Genomic DNA, 18,013 nt, shown 5'->3' with positions numbered 1-18,013 from the left:
GCACGACGGCGCAGCTCAGGCGGGTAGGAAGTGGGACGTGCCATGACTCGAATCCTTACACGAAATCGAGTCCCCACCGAACCCGGGGCGGTTCAATCGAGCCATCGCCGGGAGCGGCTGCCCACACTGCGCCAGCCGCAAGACCTCTCCCCCGCTCAACCAGGTTCATCCCGGCCTCGCAGCAGAATGGCACCCCCGCCGCAACCACGGCCTGCTGCTCGAGAAGATCACCGCGGGCTCCCACCGGGTGGTGTGGTGGCAGTGCACGGACTGCCAGGGAGAGTTCCGTGCTCGGGTGTTCAATCGGGTCCGGGGCACGACCCGGTGCCCGCACTGCTCCCAGCGGGTGCAGTACCGCGACCTCGCCACTGAGAATCCGGGGCTTGCTGCGAAGTGGCACCCCGAACTCAACGACGCGCTGACCCCTGACCAGGTGACCGCCGGATCCAATCGGATCGTGTGGTGGGTGTGCCCTCTCGGGCACGCCCCCTGGCGGGCCATGGTGGCCATGGTCTTCCTCGGCCACCAGTCCTGTCCCGGCTGCAGCCGTCACCGGCCCGTGTCCCGCCAGGAGACCGATCTGTTCGCCGAGCTGCAGCACGTGCTGTCCGGCGGCGAGCAGCAGCACCTCCTGCGTACCGCGACCGGCCGCTGGAGACTGGACATGCTCTTCCCGGTGGACGGGGACCGCCAGGTGGTCATCGAGTTCGACGGGTCCTACTGGCATCGAGACAGCTTCGACCGCGATCTGCGCAAGGCACTGGAGATCGAGTCGCTGCGCCCGGACTGGACGGTGGTCCGGGTCCGTGAAGAGCCGCTGGAACTCACCAGGGCGGGTGACATGGCCGTGCCGTTGCTGGCCGACCCGTTCACGGCAACGAGTCTGGTACTCGATCACCTGATGACACTGCTGCCCTGGCCTGCGAGCGTCCGCGCCCGAGCACGTTCCTATACCTCGGGCGGGCAGCGCCGCGCGCAAGCGCTTGCTGATCAGCTCGCCTCGGCCCTGACCCGGCCCGCCGCCGCGATTCGGACCGCCCGCCCCCGCCGAATGCGCCGATCCCGCCGATGACAGCCCACCAGGAAACCCTGTGGTGAGTGAGTACTCCACCGTTGGCGGACCAGCCGTTCCCCCGGTCGGTCATGCTGGGAACCCGGCTCGCTGGTACGTGAAGCCGAACTGGGTGGGCAACGTCAGGCCGCGCCGCTCTTGGGTGGGCTGGCCGCGACGTCACCCAGAGCCCGCTTCTCCAACGCGGCGAGCGCCTGCTGGTCAGCCGACGCTCGGCGCCACGGTTGAACAGCTTCAGGATGCGGCGCGTAGGCGGCGGCCCCTGGGGCGCTGGGCGCGCTCGAGGGCGTGCTGGAGCTGGTCGCGGGTCATGGTGGAGCGCTGAGGGATATCGAGATCGCTGGCCCGCTTGTAGAGCTCGGCCTTCGTGAGCGCCCCCAGGTCCTCGGCTTTGGAGGAGGTACCGGTGCGCTTCTTCGCGTCAGCGGCGGGCTGCGCCCGCTTCGCGGTGATGGTCTTCTTCCCGCCGGCTGACTTCGGGGTGCGGCTCGTACGGGGTGCGGCCTTGCGGGCGCGGTGGCGTGAGGGCTTTGCCTCCCCGGCTTCCCGGTCGGCCGTGGCGCGGTCCTTGGCGGTGGCCACGCTGCGGTTGAGGACGTCCATCAGGTCGACCACGTTGGTGGGCGTCTCCTGCGGGCCCTGGGAGACGGCGATCTCCTTGCCGGCGGCCTTGGCCTCGATGAGCTCGCGGACCTGCTCGGCGAAGGTGTCGTGGTACTCGTCCGGGTTCCAGTCGACGGCGAGCATGTCGATCAGCTGCCGGGCCGCAGCGAGTTCCTTCTCACCGACCGCGGTGGTGGCGGCCGGCAGGCCGTCGACCTCTTGGCGCGGGTCGCGGACCTCGTCGGCGAAGTGCATGGTGTGGGCGACCAGCATCCCGTTCTTGGCCCGCACCGCGGTCAGGTACTCCTTGCCGCGCATCGAGAACAGGGCGATCCCGGCCTTGTTCGACGCTTCCAGGGCTTTCACCAGCAGGGCGTAGATCTTGGCGTACTCCTTGCCCTTGGGCCCGAGGTAGTAGGTGGTGTCGAAGAAGATCGGATCGACCTGGTCGAGGTCGACGAACCCGCGGATCTCGATCGTCTTGGACCGGCCGGGGGAGAGCTGCTCCAGCTCCTCGGGCTCCACGATCACGTACTCGCCCTCGACCAGCTCGTAGCCCTTCACGATCTCGCTGTACGGCACCTCCTCCCCGGTCCGCTCGTTGACCCGCCGGTTGCGTACCCGGTCCGCCGTCCCGCGCTGGATCTGATGGAAACTCACCGTGTGGGACTCGGTCGCCGAGTACAGCGCCACGGGCAGGGTGACCAGCCCGAAAGACAGCACCCCGGTCCAGATCGGCCTCGCCATCGCTCACCGGCCTCCATTCCTTCGGGCGGCCTTGGCCGCCAACTCCTCCACCTGCCGGCGGGCCGCCTCAGCGGCCCACTCGGCCTTCTTCACCGCCCGCCGGGCGTCTTCCCACTCGCCCTGTTTCCTCACATACGCCCGCTCCGCATCATCCTGCTCTTGGACGGCCTGCTCGGCCTCGGCTCGGGCCTGGCGCAACATGTCGGCGGCCCGCTCGGCCCGCCGGTTGGCTTTCTCGCGGACGGCGGCCAGACGCTCCAGCTCGCGGCCGATGCGGCGCACCGCCTGCCGTGCGAGGTCGCCGTCGTGCTTTGCCCGGGCGGCGGCCTCCCTGGCCTGGTCAAGGCGCTCGGCCCACTCCTGCTCGACACGGTCCGACTGATCGGTGGTAGCCGATATGTAGGAGGGCTCGGCCGTCCGTGCCCTGCCGTCGGTGCGCTGGGAGGGACGGTGTGTGCTGCGGGCGGGTGCCGCTGCCGTCGGCTGATCGGGAAGTGTGGGGGCGGCGAGGGCACCGGCGGTGGTCGCCGACGCTAGAGGCAGGGCCTCGGTCAAGCGGCCGGCGGCGAGAGCATCGGCGGCCACTTGGTCGCCGATCGCGGCCAGCAGGCTCTGTTCCAGTTCACCGAGCGCACCTTTGCCCGCCCTCTGGCCGGCGCGCACGGTCGCCGCTGTGCGGGCCGTGGCCACGAGCTCGTCGATCAGACGATGGCGCTGCGCGGTCAGGGCGCGCATCCGCTCGCCCTCCAGACGTTCCTGGGCCTCGCGCAGATCGTGGCCGAGATCCAGCAGGCGGTCGACGGCGGCCGGGTCCGTGCGGATGAGCAGGTTGGCCAGCCACGCGCTCTGGGTGGGGCGGCGCAGGCGGCGGATCCGGTCGGCGAGCTGGCGGTCGCCGCTGTGCCGGGCCTGGTCGGCGGCGGCGTTGCGGGCCGCGGTGAACCGGTCTGGTGCGAGAGCGTAGAGCCGGTCCGCCACCGCATCGAAGTCCTCCACTCGCTACTCCCGAACCGGCCGCCTGCGGAGACGACCTGGAGTCGGCGGCGGGGTACACGCATCGGGGCCCGAACGGTGGCCCGCCGCCGTCGCGGCATCCGGCCGCCCTTCCACGGTGCCGGATGTCCACGGCGCACGCCCTGCCAGACGGCCGATCGGGCCTTCGACGAGACGCATGCCCGACACCTGCTGGCGAAGCCCGTTCTTCTGGTCGGACCGTTGGAGCAGAGCCGTGCATCACGACGCACCGGCGGCGGCCCGGTCGGCCGCTGGGACGTTGCGGACCCTGGCGGAAGGGGGATCGGTGGCATTGATCGGCTCAGCGCGTGGCGCGGCCGGTCTCGGCAAAACCGGTTCGTAAGCTGACGGCCAGTGACGCAGCGTCAGAAAGAGAGCGCCGGATGACCACCAGGACCTGCAGACTCGCCGCCACGTTGCTCGGCGCCGCTTCGCTGGCCGCGCTGACCTGGACGGCACAGGCGGCCACAGCCCCGGCGGCCGCGCGGCTGGCCCGCACGTGCGCGCAGACGGTGCAGCAGACCCGGCTGGACCTGGCCAATGCCGGTGTCCCGACCCGCGACACCGCGTGGCAGGACGTACGCGACGACGCACAGGAGTTCGTCAACGACCACCCCTGGGGCGGCGCTGGCACCCAGAAGCTCTCGCAGGACGTCAGCGAGTTGAACGCTTTCTGCGCACCGTAACCGGCCCGGGGGGCCGGCCAGGTCGTGCCCACTTGATTTTGTTGCTTGACGGAGGGGGCGTGGGCTTCGGGGTCTGGCGTTCCGGCGGCTGCTGCCGGGCGGGCTGGGGTGGCCGACGGCCCGTGAGGGGGCGAATAGCACGTGTGTATGCCGGGCTGGCGGGAATGGTGGGGCGTCACTCGTTCGGGCGAATGGCTGGGCGGGCGGCCCACGCCCAGCTCGTAGTCTCGCGCTGGGATCGTTCGTTGCCCGCAGTACTCGCTTGGCTTAACTGCTTTGCGTGCTAAGAAGCCGTTGTCTTACCGGACGTGATCGACGTATTTCCGCTGGTGAGGCATAGTGTCGGCGGTCGGGCGGCAGGGTTTGCTCCATCGGGATCGTCTCGTCGGTGGAGGTGCCGGATGGCGTCGGTGGTGGGGCTGCTGGAGGAGCGGGAGCTGGCCGCGCGGCAGCGGGTGGAGTCGCTGCGCGAGGAGGCGGACCGAATCCAGGCCGAGCTGGCGGACGCGGAGACCGACTGGGAGCGGTGGGTGATCGCCCGGGAGAGGGTCGATCAGGTCCTGTCCGCGCCGCGCGGGCCGGATATTTCGGCGGTACCCGAGGACAAGCCCTCCGTGCGGGCCGGCCGGGCTCCGGTTCGGGCGGCGGTGGCGGGTTCGGTGGTGCCGGTGCGCCGGGACGGACTGGATGTGACCGCGCTGGCACCGGACTACCAGCGGATCGTCAACCTTCTGGCGGACCGCCGACGATCCGGATCGGACGGGGCGATCGGCTGCCAGGAGATCGCGGCCGCGCTGGGGCTGGACGTGGTCCCGGCAAAGGTCGAAGGAGTGCGGTCGAAGGCGAAGCGCCTGGTGGAGCGAGGCTGGCTGGCCGAGGACGTGCCGGGCCGGTTCAGCATCGCCGATGGGCCAGCCGGCGGCTCATGACCATCGTCATGGACCACAGGATCATCGTCTCGGCGGTGTCTGTGCGGGCCTCGTAGTCCCGGGCGAGGCGGCGTGAGCGCATCAGCCACGCGAAGGTGCGCTCCACCAGCCACCTCTTCGGCAGCACGACGAATCCGGACGTGTCGTCACTGCGCTTGACCACCGTCAGCGCGATCCGCCATGCCTTCGCGGCGAGGTCGACCAGGCGGCCGGTGTAGCCGCCATCGGCCCACACCAGAGTCAGCCGCCGGAACCGCTCGCGCAGCCGGGCGAGGAGGGTCCCGGCGGCGTCGCGGTCGGTGACGGACGCGGCGGTGACCAGCACGGTCAGCAGCAGCCCGAGGCTGTCCACCACGATGTGCCGCTTGCGCCCCGGCACTTTCTTCCCGCCGTCGTAGCCGGACGTGGCCTTCGGCACCGACGCGGCGGCCCGCACGGATTGCGAGTCGATGATCCCCGCGGTCGGCTCCGGATCCCGCCCGGCGGCCTCGCGGACCCTGCCCCGCAGCCGGTCGTGCAACTCCTTGACCAAGCCCTGGTCGCGCCAGCGCCGGTAGAACGCGTAGACCCGGTCCCACGCGGGGAAGTCCATGGGCATCGCCCGCCAGGAGATGCCGCCGGCGACCAGGTAGCGCACGGCGTCGAACATCTGCCGGTGGCAGTAGCCTTCCGGCTGCCCGCCCCGGCCTTCCAGCTACCCCGGCACCGGCAGCGACGCACGGATCACCGCCCACTCCTCGTCCGTCATGTCCGAGGGGTACCGGCGCCGCCGCTCCGGACGGTCGGCCGCGTTCCCGTACACGTGCGCGAGGCAATCACACGATCGGGCAACCGAGTTGGACTCCACCCGCACCCACACGGAAGACTGCGACACTAGGGCCTCCTGGAACCTCGAACGGCTTCGACAACCTTCGAGCTACCAAGAGGCCCTGGATCGCCGCCACCGACCCGCGCCTGCACCGCGCCTGGCGGCTGAAGGAAGCCCTGCGGGCCGTCTTCGCCTTGGCCAAGCACCGCCCCACCGCCGCCCTCAAGGCCCTGGACCAGTGGATCGGCTGGGCCCGCCGCTGCCGCATCCCCGCCTTCGTCGACCTCCAACGCACGATCACGCGCCACTACGACGCCATCCGCTCGGCGCTGGTCACCGGCCTGTCCAACGGGTTGATCGAGTCCACCAACACCAAGACCCGCCTGATCATCCGGCGCGGCTTCGGCTTCCACTCCGCCGACGCCGTCATCGCCCTCGTCATGCTGACCCTCGCAGGCCCCCGGCCCATCCTCCCCGGACGCCAACCCTCAACAGCCTGACCCACACATCAAGCAGGAGAGCCCCAAAAAGCCCGGGCCGGACCGAGCCGATCGTACGAACACAGGCCGGCCCGCGCGGGGGAATCCAGAAACCTTGCTGCGCTGAGGCAGGCGCGGCGCCTGGCCAGGCCGGCGGCGGCGCCGGCTGATCGCATGGGCCCGGTCCAGGAGTGAGCAGCGCTCCTGGACCGACTCCTCCTGGCCCGTGGGTGCCGTTCGAGGCGTGTCCACACCCGGACCGGGGAGCAGCATTCCGGGGCCGGGCAACTGGTACACCGTTGGTGTACCAGCGGTGTGCGATCGCGGTATGGCTGATGCGACGATCAAGGTTTCCCCTGATACGCGTGACCGCCTGGCCGCTCTCGCAGCGGCCCGCGGCACCACGATCGGCGCCCAGGTAGCCCTGCTGGTGGAGCAGCAGCCCACCGCGGAGCAGATCGCCGAGCGCGTCGCCGAGGGCCGCCGGCTGCTGTGAGAGCACTTCGGGATGACCCTCACCGACACCGAACTGGACCAGGGCCCGGACCTGCTGCAGCGGGTCTACGACATCGCCGCGGCCGACGCGCGCGCCAAGGTCGCCCCGAGGCGCAGCGCGTGATCATCCTGGATTCCAGCGCCCTGGCCGCGCTGGCCGACGGCCACCAGCGCCTGCACCGGATTGTGGACTCCGCCCTGTGCAGCCCCTTCCAGCACCTGCTGGTCCCGGTGCTGTGCCTGGTCGAGGCCGAAATCAAGGACGAGGGCGCCGCGCACGCGGTCCTGGCGCTGCCCTCGCTCGAGTTCGAGCCCCTGGACGCGAGCACCGCCGTGCTGGTGGCGACCATGGTCCGCGACGGCTACGGAGGCCGGGACCTGGCTCACACCATCTCCGCCAGCCTGCCCACCCCGGCGCGCCCGCTGCAGCACCTGATCCTGACGGCCCGTCCGGAGCTGTACCCGCCCGGGATCGCCACCGTCCACATCGACGACCCCCGCCTGGAGCCGTACGAGTGTGGCTGCCGGGGCGGGGGAAGCTCCCCGCGAGCGCGGGGCCGACCTGCCCCGGCCGGCGGTGTAGACCACCTTGACGGGACCATCCCCGCGACCGCGGGGATCTTCCTCGCCTCGACAGCTTGCGGCAGCCAGGCCGCTCGTCGGCCCCGCGGTCGCGGGGATGGTCCCGCGGAGGCCCGCGTGATTCTCGGCGTGGCCGCCGCCCGTGCCGGTCGTCATGGTCGCGTGCGCGAGCGGCTACCGGGAGATCGCGATTGGCAGCGGCTCGGTGCCTCCGTCGCCAGTGGGGCGCGCGGGCCGATGACGCCCGCTCTGCGTGTGCGCCTTGTGCGCCCTGTCTTACCGACAGTTGTCGGTATGTACTCGCTTCGTGACGACAACCACCGAACGTCCTGTGCCCGCCCCTGGACCTGACGGGGTGAATCCTCTGCGCGCCCGCCGGGCCGTGCGCGACTTGTACGCCCGGCCGACGATCACGGCGGCGGACCTGACCGCTCCGCTGCTCGTCCTGCCCGACGACGGCCCGGCCGGACCGGAGCTTCCCGGGGCGACCAGCCTGTACGGCGTTGCTCGTACGGTCCGTCGCTGGCGGGACCTGGGCATCCGGGGAGTGAAGATCTTCGCGTACGGGCACGACCGTGACCACCGCGCATCGGGCGCTCTGGCCGCCGGCAACCGGATGCTGGCCGGAATCGAGGCGGTCAAGGCTGTCGCCCCCGACATGGCGGTGACCACCGAGGTGTGCGGCTGCTCGTGGACCGACCACGGGCAGTGCGTCCTGCGCCGCGACGATGGCGGGATCGACCTGGACGCTACCTACGAGCTGATGGCCGCCATGGCGGTGCAGCACGCCCAGGCCGGTGCCGACGTGGTGTCGCCGACCGCGATGCTCGACGGCTCGGTACGAGCTGTACGCAGCTGGCTGGACGAGGCCAACCACCGCGATGTCGGGGTGAACCCGAACCTGGCCCTGCACACCGTGCTGTACGGGCCGTTCAAGCAGCTGATGGGTACCGACCCGCGGGCTGGGCACCGGCGCGGTCTGCAGCTGGAGCCGGGCCGGGCGGACCGCGACGCTCTCGTCCAGGCCCGCCGCTGGGTGGCGGAGGGCGCGGACTCGCTCACGCTGCAGCCGGTCATGACGGCGATGGACGTGCTGGTCCGCCTACGAGCCGACCAGCAGGTGCCGATCGTCGCGTACTCGACGTCCGGGGAGTGGGCGGCGCTCCAACAGCTAGGCCCGGAGGGCGTGGTGGAGTACCACGCGGCGCTCAAGCGGGCCGGCGCCGACGTGATCCTGTCCTTCGCGGCCGAGCAGGTCGCCCAGCACCTGGAGGGGGCCGGCCGTGGATGACACCCCCTGGCAGCGGCCCGCCGCCCTGGCACCGATCCTCGCGGATGCCGCCGAGCTCGGGTTCGCCATGTCGTGCGAGGAGCGGACCGGCTCGCTGCTGGCCACCCTCGCCGCCTCCAAACCGGGCGGGCGGATGCTGGAACTTGGCACCGGGGTCGGCGCGGGTGCGGCCTGGCTGCTGCACGGCATGACGGCCAGCTCCCGGCTCGTGACCGTCGAAGCGGACCCGAAAGTGCAGACGGTCGCCGCCCGGCACCTCGCCGCCGACGACCGGGTGACGTTCGAGACCGCTGACGCGGACGCCTGGCTGGACGCCTATGACGGCCCCCGGTTCGCGCTCGCCTACGTGGACTGCCGGCCCGGAAAGTTCCACCGCCTGCCCGACCTGCTCGACCTGCTGGAGCCCGGCGGCCTGTACGTGGTGGATGACCTGCTCCCGCAGGTTACCTGGCCCGGCGACCACCAGCCGCGGGTGAACAGCTTCCTCACCCGAATGCCCGAACAGCCCAAGATCCGTGCCACGCCGATGCGCTGGGCATCCGGACTGCTGGTCGGCGCGAGAATCTGACGGACTATCATCACCGCATGGCCGCTGCTGAGCTGATCCGCATCGTCTCCCGCTCCTCCCCCATGGCGCTCGCCCAGGTGGAGCGCGTCCGCGCCGAACTCGCCGCCCTGCACCCGGGCATCCGCACGGAGGTGGTGCCCGTCACCACCTCCGGCGACCGGTGGATGGGCGACCTCGCCCACCTCGGCGGCAAGGGCGCCTTCACCAAGGAGGTCGACGCCGCGCTGCTCGCCGGAGAGGCCGACCTGGCGGTGCACTGCCTCAAGGACGTGCCCGCCGACCGGCCGCTGCCCACCGGAACGGTGTTCGCCGCCTACCTGGAGCGCGACGACATCCGCGACGCGCTCGTCCACCCTGGCGGCCTCGCCCTGGACAAGCTCCCGGCTGGCAGCCGGATCGGCACCTCCTCGGTGCGCAGGATTGCCCAGCTCGCCGCCTCCCATCCGCACCTGAAGTGCGTGCCGATTCGCGGCAACGCCAACAGCCGCCTAGCCAAGCTCCACGTCGGCGAGGCCGACGCGCTGCTGCTGGCCGTCTCCGGCCTGGAGCGGATCGGGGAGACGGAGCGGATCAGTGAGGTTCTGTCGCTCGACGGGATGTGTCCGCCGATCGGCGCGGGCATCCTCGCTCTGCAGTGCCGCGAGGACGACAGCGCCACCATCAACGCCGTAACCGGTCTCGGTCATCACGACACCTGGCGCGAGGCCACCGCCGAGCGGATGTTCCTCCACGTTCTCCAGGGTCACTGCAACTCGCCGATCGCCGGGTACGCGAAGGCCGAGCCGGACGGCCGCCTGTCCCTGCGCGGCAGGGTCTTCTCCCCGGACGGCAAGCAAATCCTGGACGCCCACGAGTGGGCCGGCTCTTTGAGCCCTGAAGACCTCGGCACCGCCACGGCCCTCGCGCTCAAACGGCAAGGCGCGCACGAGCTGATCGCCGCGATCCCCCACTGACCGCCATCTCCAGACGGCAGCAAGCCCCCGGGCCGAGAAGGCCCGGGGCGTTCACGCCGCCTCTGCCATAGCCGATCAGCCCCAACTGGCGTCTTGGAGGGTCCAGACGCTGTTGTCAAGGGTGTTCCAGCCGGTGTCGGTGAGGTTCCACCCGGAGTCGACTGCTCCCCGCGCTCGCGGGGATGGTCCCCGCAGTTGTCCCGGTTTTCCCCGAAGCGGGCGAAGCGGAGATCCCGAGGGCGCGGCCGGGGCCTCACGCCGCTCCGGTCCGCAGCGGTGTCAGCCGGACCGGGTGCTGGTAACCCGGCGGGATCGCATCGCCGATTCGAAGACAGCCTTGTCGCCGTACGCTGATGGCCGGGCCCCTCACGGCTCGAGCGTGAGGGCCCGGCCATCTTCTCGGGTTGTGCTGATGCCTGGTCAGGGTCCGGCGATCACCCAGGTCACGAAAATTGCGGACATGCCAGGGTGGTACCTGTACACGACGTGATGCGGTCGCCGGAGTCGGAGGCCGGGTCGGTGCGGGCGGTGTAGTCGTCGACCTCGGGGTCGGCGCCGCCGGGCACCGGGATGCCGAGCCGCGGGTAGAGGGCGAGGCGCTCGACGAGCTTCTCGACCGCGTCCAGCTCGCCGGGGCGCAGCGTGGCGAGGGCGGCTTCGGCGGTGTCGGAGAGGAAGACGTGCAGCGGGGTCGGCTGTTCGGGCTGGTCTGTCACCGGTCGCCGCCGGCGGCGCGGAGCCGGGCGAAGGCGTCGGCGGCCGGGGTCCACTTCTGGCCGCCGATGGGTGCGGTGAGGGATGCCATGGCCTCGGGGCTGGTGCGTAGGACCAGGCGGTGGCGGTAGGTGGCGATGACTTCGGCGACGGCGCCGAGGTCGCCGATTGGGGAGGAGTCGAGGCGGCGGCCAGGGCCTGCTCGAAGGCCTCGCGGTCGCCGGGCAGGCCGTAGCGGGAGAGCGCGGTGCGCAGCTCGTGCAGGGTGGTCGGCCTGGGAACGGCCGTGTCCTGGTGGTCGGGCTGGGTGGTCACCTGGTCCTCCTCGGTGGTGGCGGCCGCCGTGGTGGCGGGCCGCAGGTTCGACGGTAGCGGTCGGCGGGCGCTGGTTGGGACGGTCCTGGTCACGCGGCACCGCTGAGGGTCACCGGCGGGCGGGCGGTGCGCAGCGGGACGGCGTGGCCGCGGGCGACGGCGAGAGCGGCGTGGTGGCGGGCGAGGGCTTCGCGGGCCCGGGTGGTTCGGGCCAGGGCCTCCTCGTCTTCGACGCAGGGGCGGTGGGCTTCCTCGGGTTCGCGCAGGCGGTTGTAGTGCTGGCGCAGGATCTCCTCCCGGGCGGCGACTTCTTCGTCGAGCGCTGCCTGACGGGCCTGGGCCTGGTCGCGCATCTGCTGGCGGAGCTGCTGGTAGGCCGGGCTGTCGGCGAGCGGGCGTGCGGCCGGGATGGGGGCCAGGGCCGGGCGCTGCTGGGCCGGGGCGGGGGTCGGTTCCAGGTCGGGTGCCGGGCTGGCGGTGGTGGCGCCGACCCGGATCTCGATGGCGCGGACGGTGTCGGGCCGGGCCTGGTTGAGCTTGGTGAGGAGCTGGTGCTGCTCCAGGCGCAGCTTGGTGGCCCAGGCCGGGGAGTCGCAGGTGATGCGCAGGGTGCGGGTGTCGGCGTTGAAGCCGGCCGGGAACCAGTGGGTGGCTTCCTCCGCGCCGACGAGCTGGGCCCAGTTGTTGCGCATGGTGCCCTGGGCGGTGCCGAGCGCCCAACCCTGGGCGGCGGCCATGGTGGGCACGACGGAGGCCAGGGTGGAAGGGTCGCGGGTGTCCCGGCCGGCGCGGGCGATCTGCTGGCGGGTCGGGACGGTCTTCTTCGCGGGGGCGTTGCCGTTGAGGCGTGCGGTTCGGCGGGCGGCGCGCAGCGCGGTGCGGGCCAGGTCGGCGCCGCCGGGCTCCTGGGTGGTGCTGGTCATGCGGTGAACCTCCTGACGGGGATGCGGGCGTGCTCGGCGGCGTCGGCGATCTGCTCGTCCAGGGCCCGGTTGTCGATGAAGGCGAGGACCAGGTCGGCGTCCGTGATGAGCCGGTCGGCCAGGTCCTCGTCGGTGAGCGGCGGGTGGCTGTGGTCGGGGCGGGGGTCGAGGCAGCCGCACCGACGGTCGCGGTTCACCGGTTCGGTTGGCTGGTCGTTGGCCTTGGCCCAGCGGCGGGCTAGGTCGCCGACCTCGCCGGTGGCCTCGAGGTGGCGGACGGCCAGCAGGTGGAGCGGGCCGCGGTCCTGGACCAGGTCGTGCCAGGTCTCCAGCAGCACGTCCTCGACCAGCTGCTCGTCGGCCCAGCCGGCCGGCTCGGTGACGACGACGCTGGTCGAGGCGACCACCAGGCGCAGCGCGGTGACCTGGGGAGCGCCGGTGAAGCGGTTGAGCTTGGCCAGCAGGGACGTGGTGAGCAGCCTGGTCTGGAGCAGGTAGGCCCTGGTGTCGCACAGCACCAGCAGCTCGCCGGTCTGCGGGTCGTAGACCGGCACGGTGTGGGCGGCCAGCGCGGGGGTGGCGGCTTGAGTCCACCAGGGGAAGGCCCGCCAGAGCTCGATTCGGGAGTCGTCGGTCATCGGGTCACTCCGAGCTGGACGTTGGGGTTGGCGGCGAGGTGGGCGTACTGGGCGACCAGATCGGCGCCGAAACGCTCGAAGGCCTGGTCGCCGACGGCTTCCATCTGGGCGAGCGCGACCGCGGGCAGGTAGGCGGCTTCGAGCAGGTCCTGCCTGGTCGCGGGCGCGGTGGTGGCGGCCGCGCCGAACAGGTCGGCCATGAACTCCAGCTCAGCGGCCAGCTCCCGGACGGCGACCACGGAGGTGTCGTCGACCCGCACGGCGGCTCGCTCGGCCACCGCCTGGTCGTGCTGCTCCTGCTCGACGTCCTGGCGCAGGGCGTGCGCGATCAGGGAGTGCGGCCGCTCAGGGCGCCACAGCACCCCGGCGCACCCGTACTGGCCTGCGATCTCGCCCAGCCAGGACATGACCCGGTCCTCGGACCAGCCCCGGTCGGCCAGGTCGTTGAGGACCCACCGCAGCTGGTCGTGCGAGGCTTGGCGCACCCACGGCACCCGCCGATACGCGACCCGGGCGAGCTGGTCGCTGGCAGCCATCATGGCTGCCGTGACGACCTGCCCGAGCACCGTGCGGCGCCGCTCCCCGGTCGACTGCGCAGCGCGCTTCTTCCTGGTGCTGGACGTGGTCTCACGGGCCGTGCCCGTAGTTTTTGAATCACCCACAGAGGGAGAGCCAAGGTCAGTAGTGGTACCACCCTCCATTGGGGTGCAACGCGACGTGCTGACGGACTGTCGGATACGGCTGTGACGGACGGTGCGGCGGGTGCGGCGGAGTTTCCAGGCGGCCTTCTTCCCGAGTTTCGCGATCAGGCCCCGGCCCTCCTCCGAGATGCCGGTCATCCGCCGCTCCACGCCCTCGCCTGCGGTCCGGATCCCGAGCGCTCGGTCATAAGAAAGGGGGATGAGGCGCTCGTACTCCGACGCGAGGCAGGTGACCCGCTTCTGACCGGGCATCATCGGCAGCCGGGTGCCGATCGAGCGCCAGGCCAGCAGGCCGGTCGCCCGCAGGATCTCCAGGTGGTACTGCACGGTCCGCTTGCTGCATTTCAGCTTCCGCATCAGGAACGTGATGGTCGGCCGGCACGGAGTGAGCTCCGACAGCACCTCGACCAGACGCAGCGTCGTCTCGCCGAACTTCGGGCCGTTCGTCGGGACGTAGAAGCCGGCACCGTGTACCCATTGCGAGGCCTGCCGCCAGCTGTAGACGTCCAACGCGATCCGGCCTGCCGTACCCGACACTGTCTGCTGTTCCTGCGGCTCCCACGCCACTTGGCACGAGGCCGACCTGGACGACTCTTTGGGTGGGGCGGGCTGCTGGCCGGGAGCGATGGCGGTAGCTGCGGTGGTGCCTGCGTTCATCGGGCACCACCAGATGCCCCGGATGCCGCGAGACCGGCATATGCAGTCGAACAACATGAAGTAGTGATGAAACGGGCGTAGCCCGGGGGAGTGATTTGTGTCACGTCAAACTGGCGGTGTGGCGGTGTGACTGACACGCCACCCGGATTGAGCGGGCGCGGACTGGCCAGGCAGCAGAGGGAATCAGGGTGTGCGGAGCGATCAATGGGACCGCCAGCGGCATCGGCCTGCGCGACGCCAACAGTGACGGCACGGATCGGCAGATACTGGCAGCCCGCACGACGGTGCTGCAAAATGACAGAGCTCCTTGCGGTGACGTGAGGGCACGTAAAAGGCGCCCTTCGGGGTGCTGGGCCTGGAAACCCAAGAAATTCGCCTGATCGACCGGGTGGTACCGGGAGATCTGGCCCCGCCGACCGAGGTGGTACTCGGAGAGCGGTGAAGCAGAGCCGCGAAGCCTGGTGGTGGTACACCAGCAGCGGCCAGGGCGGCGGAGACCCGGTGGTAGGAGTCGGAAGCCGCCCTCAGATGGTTACGTCATCTCACAAACCCCCTTCGGGGGCGAGGTGTATCCACACATAGACACGACGGCACCCCGCCGGAGCGACCAACGAGTGATCGCTTCCACGACGGGGTGCCGCGTGTGTGCCTGAGAGCGCGTACGGGTACGCTGCATCATGTCGACCTTCCTGGTGTTTAGGTCTGACCACGGAAAGGGCCCCTGCCAGGGGGCGCCGATCCATTCGCGCCGCTCGGACTTGCCTAAGGTCCGGGCGGCGAATTTTATTGTGGCGTGGATCAATGCCGGGGTCAGCCTACTCCGTCGCAGCGCCGCGCATGCGGTTGTCCACTGACCGTGTCGATTTGACGGAGCGAAGCCCTGACTATCCGACAAGCGGGCGGAGGAGCGGCTCACGCAGACCCCCGCAGAAGCCCAAGTGCGTCATCCACTGACAGTGCAGCGTCGTCCCTTGCAGCGTTCCAGCGTCGGAGTGTGTCGGCCACCGCGCGCAGCACCTCGTCCGGCAGGCCCGCCGCTCGCAGCGTTTCGGCGGCCTCCTCCATCTCCGGCGCCCACCTCCACGCTCGCGCGGCGGTTTTGGTGATGTAGTCGGTCTCGACCAGATAGCTGCCTGGCCGCTTGCTAGCCACGTCCAGCAGGGCCCGGTCGACGCCGTGGTGCTGCGCCAGGCCGTACGAGAGCGCGGCCAGCACACGGCTGGCCTTCTGGTAGGCCGTGTAGGAGACCTTCAGTGCGGAGGCCTGCCCGATCTCCTCGCCCAGGACCGGCGTCGACACCGCGGTGCCACTGAACAACCCGGCGACCAGGGTAGTGGCGCCGGACGGGCCAGAGAGGAACAACTTGGCGTGCTTGCCGCCGACCGGTGGCGACCCGATTACCGAGCCGTCGACCACCGCCCGCGCGCTGCGACCCACTAGGTCGGCGATCCGCTTTACCCGGGACGGGCTGATCGCGTTGCCCTCCACGTACACACCAGTGAACCGGTGTTCAGCAACCTCGCGGGCGACATCCTCGGCTGCGGCCGGCGGGCACAGGCTCAGCACAACCTCGGCCCGCTCCAGCAATTCGAACAGCTCAGCCACCAGCTCCAGCCCGGTCTGCTGGGCACGCTCAATGGTCGCCGCACTGCGCCCGGCCGGGCACCACAGCACTCTTGCCCCAGCCGACATCGCGCAGGCCGCGACGGCCGCGCCCATGCTGCCCGGGTGCAGTACACCGAGAACCGGCTGAGGCGACGTCACCGGGCGCCCCCGTGAACGTGCGCGAAGGCATCCACGGCGGTCCTGGCGATGAAGTCCGGCTCCGCCCCACCCGGCCAGGGACGGCCGTGAGAGATCCAGATGGTGCGCAGTCCGGCGTCCCGACCGCCGACGACGTCCAGGTCGGCGTTGTCCCCGATCATCCACCCGCCCTGGAAGAGGTCCCGGCCGACGCAGGCGGCCGCGGCCTCGAAGATCCGGCGGTGCGGCTTCCGGGCGCCGATCTCTTCGGAGATACACACGTCGTCGACCACGTCGGCGATGCCGGAGGCCTTCAGCTTGGCGCGCTGGATCTGCGCGCCGCCGTTGGTGACGACGACGACCTGCCAGCCGGACGCTCGTACGGCGGTCAGTGCCGTCACCACACCGGGGAACGGCTTCACCGTTGCGGCGAGCTCCGGCTCGTACCGCGCCCAAAGCTCGCCGGCCGACTCCGGCAGGCCGAGCTCCGCACACAGGCCCTCGATGACGTCCAGGTCTGCCCGGATGTGCATGGCATCGAGCATCCGCTGCTCGACCTCCGGGCCCAGGCCGTGCCCCGCGCAGTACCCGGCCACCCAGGTCGTCACCGCTGCGAGCCGGTCGATCAGTGTGTCGTCGAAGTCCACCATCACCAGCTCAGTGGCGCCGTGCGGCGTGGTGAGCGCCTGGCGGATCTGCGCGGCTGCCGCCGCAGGCGCGACCTCATCCGTGCGGATGGTCAGGTCGAACCGGAAGTCCGGGTTGGCGTCGAGGTCGGCCCGGGTCGCGTCCCACGCGGCCAGCCGCGCCGGAGTGTCCGCGTCGCCCCGGCCGGCAGACCGGGCCTCGGTCACCTCCCGCGGGCACCACAGCAGGACGGTCAGCCACTGCGCCGGGTACCCGTCGAGCACGGCCCGCACCCCGTCGACCTGGCCCAGATGCATCACCGGAACCCCGGCCATGAACGCGGCGTTTAGGCCCGGCCGGTCCGTCACGTACGTGCTCTCGTACCGCGAGTTCTCGTACACGACCGCGCCCACCGCCCGAAGCTCCGCCAGTTGCTCGGGCGTGCCCATGCGATAGCCAGCGGACCGGCCGGGCCCGACCTTCACCCGCGAGAACAAGGAGAAGGCGGTGTCGAGATCGGCAAGGGCGCGGGTGACGGTGTCCTTTCCGGCAGCCGGCGGCCCGTACAGGATCACGCCGCGCACGGCCGGTGCCCCGCTCATGCGTAGACCTCCCGGATCGCCTGGCGGGCCTGGTCGGCGAGGGAGATCGCGGCGCCGAGCCGGTTGTCGACTACCAGGTGCGGCACGGCCGGCCGCAGGTCAGTGTCGATGGTCTGGAGGTACTCGTCCCAGCGCTGCAACTTCCAGGCGTCTCGGGCAGCCGAGCGGAAAGTGATGTACTCGCGCATCGACTCCGGGTCGCACCGGACCCAGATCGGGGCAACATCGACGCCGAGTGAGGCGCAGCGGTTCGTGAGCCGCTGCATCCAGTTCGGGTTGGTCATCTCCGAGATGAACGGCGCGGACAGGACGGTGCTGATGCGGCAGTTGATGTTGGCCCAGGCCGCCTGCATCAGGCAGTCGTACTCCACGTTCCGCACCTGTTCGCGGTACAGGTCGGTGTGCCGGTCGTTCGGGTCACCGCCGAGTGCCACCAGCAGCCGTTCCACCAGCGGCCGGGTCAGCGGGTCCTTGTCCAGCAGCGGCCATCCGGTCAGCTGGGCGAGGAACCGGGCGAACTCGGTCTTCCCGGACCCGGCGTAGCCGCCGACCAGGACCACGACCGGTCGATGCGGATCGCCGCCGGTGTGCCGACGCTTCCAGGCGTCCAGGATCCGCTGCTGCACGCCCATGTGGTCGGCTTCGTCGTTGCCGGGGGCGATCCGGTGGATTGCCCGCTCGACAGCGAGCACGTGCGTCCCGTTGTGATCGTCGCTCGCTGGAGTCAGACGGAACTTCGTCTCCTCACCTGGCAGGGCGGCACGGAACCCATGAGCTTCCCCCGGCGTGCGGGAGGTGCTGATCAGCTGGTCAGAAGGGGTTGGCGGGGTTTCAGGTTCACTTGTTCGGCCGTCGCGTGGTTGGCG

Annotated in this window: 17 protein-coding genes and 2 pseudogenes; 9 read left to right on the top strand and 10 right to left on the bottom strand. The window is 71.0% G+C overall.

Translation table 11 applies throughout. The annotated features are described in order from the left end of the window. The first annotated feature begins 64 nt into the window (after positions 1-64). Positions 65-1,072 carry a zinc-ribbon domain-containing protein gene (locus tag ACWDAK_RS37700; RefSeq protein ID WP_449806548.1) on the top strand — a complete coding sequence of 336 codons (1,008 nt, stop codon included), beginning with the start codon at positions 65-67 and terminating at the stop codon, positions 1,070-1,072. Positions 1,073-1,306: 234 nt separating this feature from the next. Here ACWDAK_RS37700 and ku read toward each other — a convergent pair whose 3' ends face one another. Together ku and ACWDAK_RS37690 are read right to left on the bottom strand one after the other, a co-directional pair. After that, entirely contained in the window at positions 1,307-2,422 is a 1,116-nt protein-coding gene (gene ku / locus ACWDAK_RS37695; protein ID WP_427395995.1) for a non-homologous end joining protein Ku, read from the bottom strand. A 3-nt stretch (positions 2,423-2,425) separates the two neighbouring features. After that, complete coding sequence (locus ACWDAK_RS37690; RefSeq protein WP_427395996.1) at positions 2,426-3,418, bottom strand: hypothetical protein; 993 nt, start codon at positions 3,416-3,418, stop codon at positions 2,426-2,428. Positions 3,419-3,819: 401 nt separating this feature from the next. Between ACWDAK_RS37690 and ACWDAK_RS37685 the strand changes: the two genes are divergently transcribed. Together ACWDAK_RS37685 and ACWDAK_RS37680 are read left to right on the top strand one after the other, a co-directional pair. After that, complete coding sequence (locus ACWDAK_RS37685) at positions 3,820-4,122, top strand: hypothetical protein (protein WP_427395997.1); 303 nt, start codon at positions 3,820-3,822, stop codon at positions 4,120-4,122. Between the two features lie 401 nt (positions 4,123-4,523). After that, positions 4,524-5,051: a hypothetical protein gene (locus ACWDAK_RS37680; protein ID WP_344641161.1), complete on the top strand. Its 528-nt coding sequence runs from the start codon at positions 4,524-4,526 to the stop codon at positions 5,049-5,051. On the opposite strand, the gene ACWDAK_RS37675 is transcribed toward ACWDAK_RS37680, so the two are convergent. Then, positions 5,017-5,745: an IS5 family transposase gene (locus tag ACWDAK_RS37675; RefSeq protein ID WP_427396006.1), complete on the bottom strand. Its 729-nt coding sequence runs from the start codon at positions 5,743-5,745 to the stop codon at positions 5,017-5,019. The two genes, ACWDAK_RS37680 and ACWDAK_RS37675, sit on opposite strands and share 35 nt — an antisense overlap. Positions 5,746-5,972: 227 nt before the next feature. Here ACWDAK_RS37675 and ACWDAK_RS37670 point away from each other — a divergent pair. From ACWDAK_RS37670 to hemC, 5 genes and pseudogenes are all read left to right on the top strand, one after another. After that, positions 5,973-6,359, top strand: a pseudogene (locus ACWDAK_RS37670) (ISL3 family transposase); the annotation flags it as partial. Positions 6,360-6,666: 307 nt separating this feature from the next. Continuing rightward, complete coding sequence (locus ACWDAK_RS37665; RefSeq protein ID WP_344641460.1) at positions 6,667-6,834, top strand: hypothetical protein; 168 nt, start codon at positions 6,667-6,669, stop codon at positions 6,832-6,834. A gap of 936 nt (positions 6,835-7,770) precedes the next feature. Continuing rightward, the gene (locus ACWDAK_RS37660; RefSeq protein WP_344641461.1) at positions 7,771-8,706 is read left to right on the top strand and encodes a hypothetical protein; all 936 of its coding nucleotides are present in this window, start codon (positions 7,771-7,773) and stop codon (positions 8,704-8,706) included. Next, positions 8,699-9,274: an O-methyltransferase gene (locus ACWDAK_RS37655; RefSeq protein ID WP_427395998.1), complete on the top strand. Its 576-nt coding sequence runs from the start codon at positions 8,699-8,701 to the stop codon at positions 9,272-9,274. The genes ACWDAK_RS37660 and ACWDAK_RS37655 overlap by 8 nt, the downstream gene beginning before the upstream one ends. 17 nt (positions 9,275-9,291) lie before the next feature. Further along, complete coding sequence (gene hemC / locus ACWDAK_RS37650; protein WP_344641463.1) at positions 9,292-10,227, top strand: hydroxymethylbilane synthase; 936 nt, start codon at positions 9,292-9,294, stop codon at positions 10,225-10,227. A gap of 443 nt (positions 10,228-10,670) precedes the next feature. On the opposite strand, the gene ACWDAK_RS37645 is transcribed toward hemC, so the two are convergent. Next, the gene (locus ACWDAK_RS37645) at positions 10,671-10,943 is read right to left on the bottom strand and encodes a hypothetical protein (RefSeq protein ID WP_427395999.1); all 273 of its coding nucleotides are present in this window, start codon (positions 10,941-10,943) and stop codon (positions 10,671-10,673) included. Positions 10,944-11,188: 245 nt separating this feature from the next. Between ACWDAK_RS37645 and ACWDAK_RS37640 the strand changes: the two genes are divergently transcribed. Continuing rightward, the gene (locus tag ACWDAK_RS37640) at positions 11,189-11,362 is read left to right on the top strand and encodes a hypothetical protein (protein WP_427396000.1); all 174 of its coding nucleotides are present in this window, start codon (positions 11,189-11,191) and stop codon (positions 11,360-11,362) included. Here ACWDAK_RS37640 and ACWDAK_RS37635 read toward each other — a convergent pair. The 6 genes and pseudogenes from ACWDAK_RS37635 to ACWDAK_RS37610 form a co-directional block, all read right to left on the bottom strand. Beyond that, the gene (locus tag ACWDAK_RS37635; protein WP_427396001.1) at positions 11,346-12,179 is read right to left on the bottom strand and encodes a DciA family protein; all 834 of its coding nucleotides are present in this window, start codon (positions 12,177-12,179) and stop codon (positions 11,346-11,348) included. The two genes, ACWDAK_RS37640 and ACWDAK_RS37635, sit on opposite strands and share 17 nt — an antisense overlap. Then, on the bottom strand, positions 12,176-12,817 hold the full coding sequence (locus ACWDAK_RS37630) for a DciA family protein (RefSeq protein WP_344641467.1): 642 nt from the start codon (positions 12,815-12,817) through the stop codon (positions 12,176-12,178). The genes ACWDAK_RS37635 and ACWDAK_RS37630 overlap by 4 nt, the downstream gene beginning before the upstream one ends. Then, positions 12,814-14,055, bottom strand: coding sequence for a hypothetical protein (locus ACWDAK_RS37625; RefSeq protein WP_427396002.1), 1,242 nt, complete (start codon positions 14,053-14,055; stop codon positions 12,814-12,816). The genes ACWDAK_RS37630 and ACWDAK_RS37625 overlap by 4 nt, the downstream gene beginning before the upstream one ends. Before the next feature lie 1,032 nt (positions 14,056-15,087). After that, entirely contained in the window at positions 15,088-15,894 is an 807-nt protein-coding gene (locus tag ACWDAK_RS37620; protein WP_427396003.1) for an NAD(P)-dependent oxidoreductase, read from the bottom strand. 41 nt (positions 15,895-15,935) lie between these two features. Then, on the bottom strand, positions 15,936-17,147 hold the full coding sequence (locus tag ACWDAK_RS37615) for an HAD-IA family hydrolase (RefSeq protein WP_427396004.1): 1,212 nt from the start codon (positions 17,145-17,147) through the stop codon (positions 15,936-15,938). Continuing rightward, positions 17,144-17,917: pseudogene (locus ACWDAK_RS37610) on the bottom strand (AAA family ATPase); the annotation flags it as partial. The gene ACWDAK_RS37615 and the pseudogene ACWDAK_RS37610, both read right to left, overlap by 4 nt. Between the last annotated feature and the right edge of the window lie 96 nt (positions 17,918-18,013).

The organism is Kitasatospora sp. NPDC001175, from assembly GCF_053598215.1.
Note: the sequence above shows the minus strand (reverse complement) of the source record. Positions and strands in the feature narration are given on the sequence as shown.

Bases quoted from the DNA above. Each gene is read 5' to 3' on its own strand.
- ACWDAK_RS37620 (WP_427396003.1), bottom strand. From the start codon at position 15,894: ATGGGCGCGGCCGTCGCGGCCTGCGCGATGTCGGCTGGGGCAAGAGTG.
- ACWDAK_RS37615 (WP_427396004.1), bottom strand. From the start codon at position 17,147: ATGAGCGGGGCACCGGCCGTGCGCGGCGTGATCCTGTACGGGCCGCCG.
- hemC (WP_344641463.1), top strand. From the start codon at position 9,292: ATGGCCGCTGCTGAGCTGATCCGCATCGTCTCCCGCTCCTCCCCCATG.
- ku (WP_427395995.1), bottom strand. From the start codon at position 2,422: ATGGCGAGGCCGATCTGGACCGGGGTGCTGTCTTTCGGGCTGGTCACC.
- ACWDAK_RS37680 (WP_344641161.1), top strand. From the start codon at position 4,524: ATGGCGTCGGTGGTGGGGCTGCTGGAGGAGCGGGAGCTGGCCGCGCGG.
- ACWDAK_RS37630 (WP_344641467.1), bottom strand. From the start codon at position 12,817: ATGACCGACGACTCCCGAATCGAGCTCTGGCGGGCCTTCCCCTGGTGG.
- ACWDAK_RS37665 (WP_344641460.1), top strand. From the start codon at position 6,667: ATGGCTGATGCGACGATCAAGGTTTCCCCTGATACGCGTGACCGCCTG.
- ACWDAK_RS37685 (WP_427395997.1), top strand. From the start codon at position 3,820: ATGACCACCAGGACCTGCAGACTCGCCGCCACGTTGCTCGGCGCCGCT.
- ACWDAK_RS37635 (WP_427396001.1), bottom strand. From the start codon at position 12,179: ATGACCAGCACCACCCAGGAGCCCGGCGGCGCCGACCTGGCCCGCACC.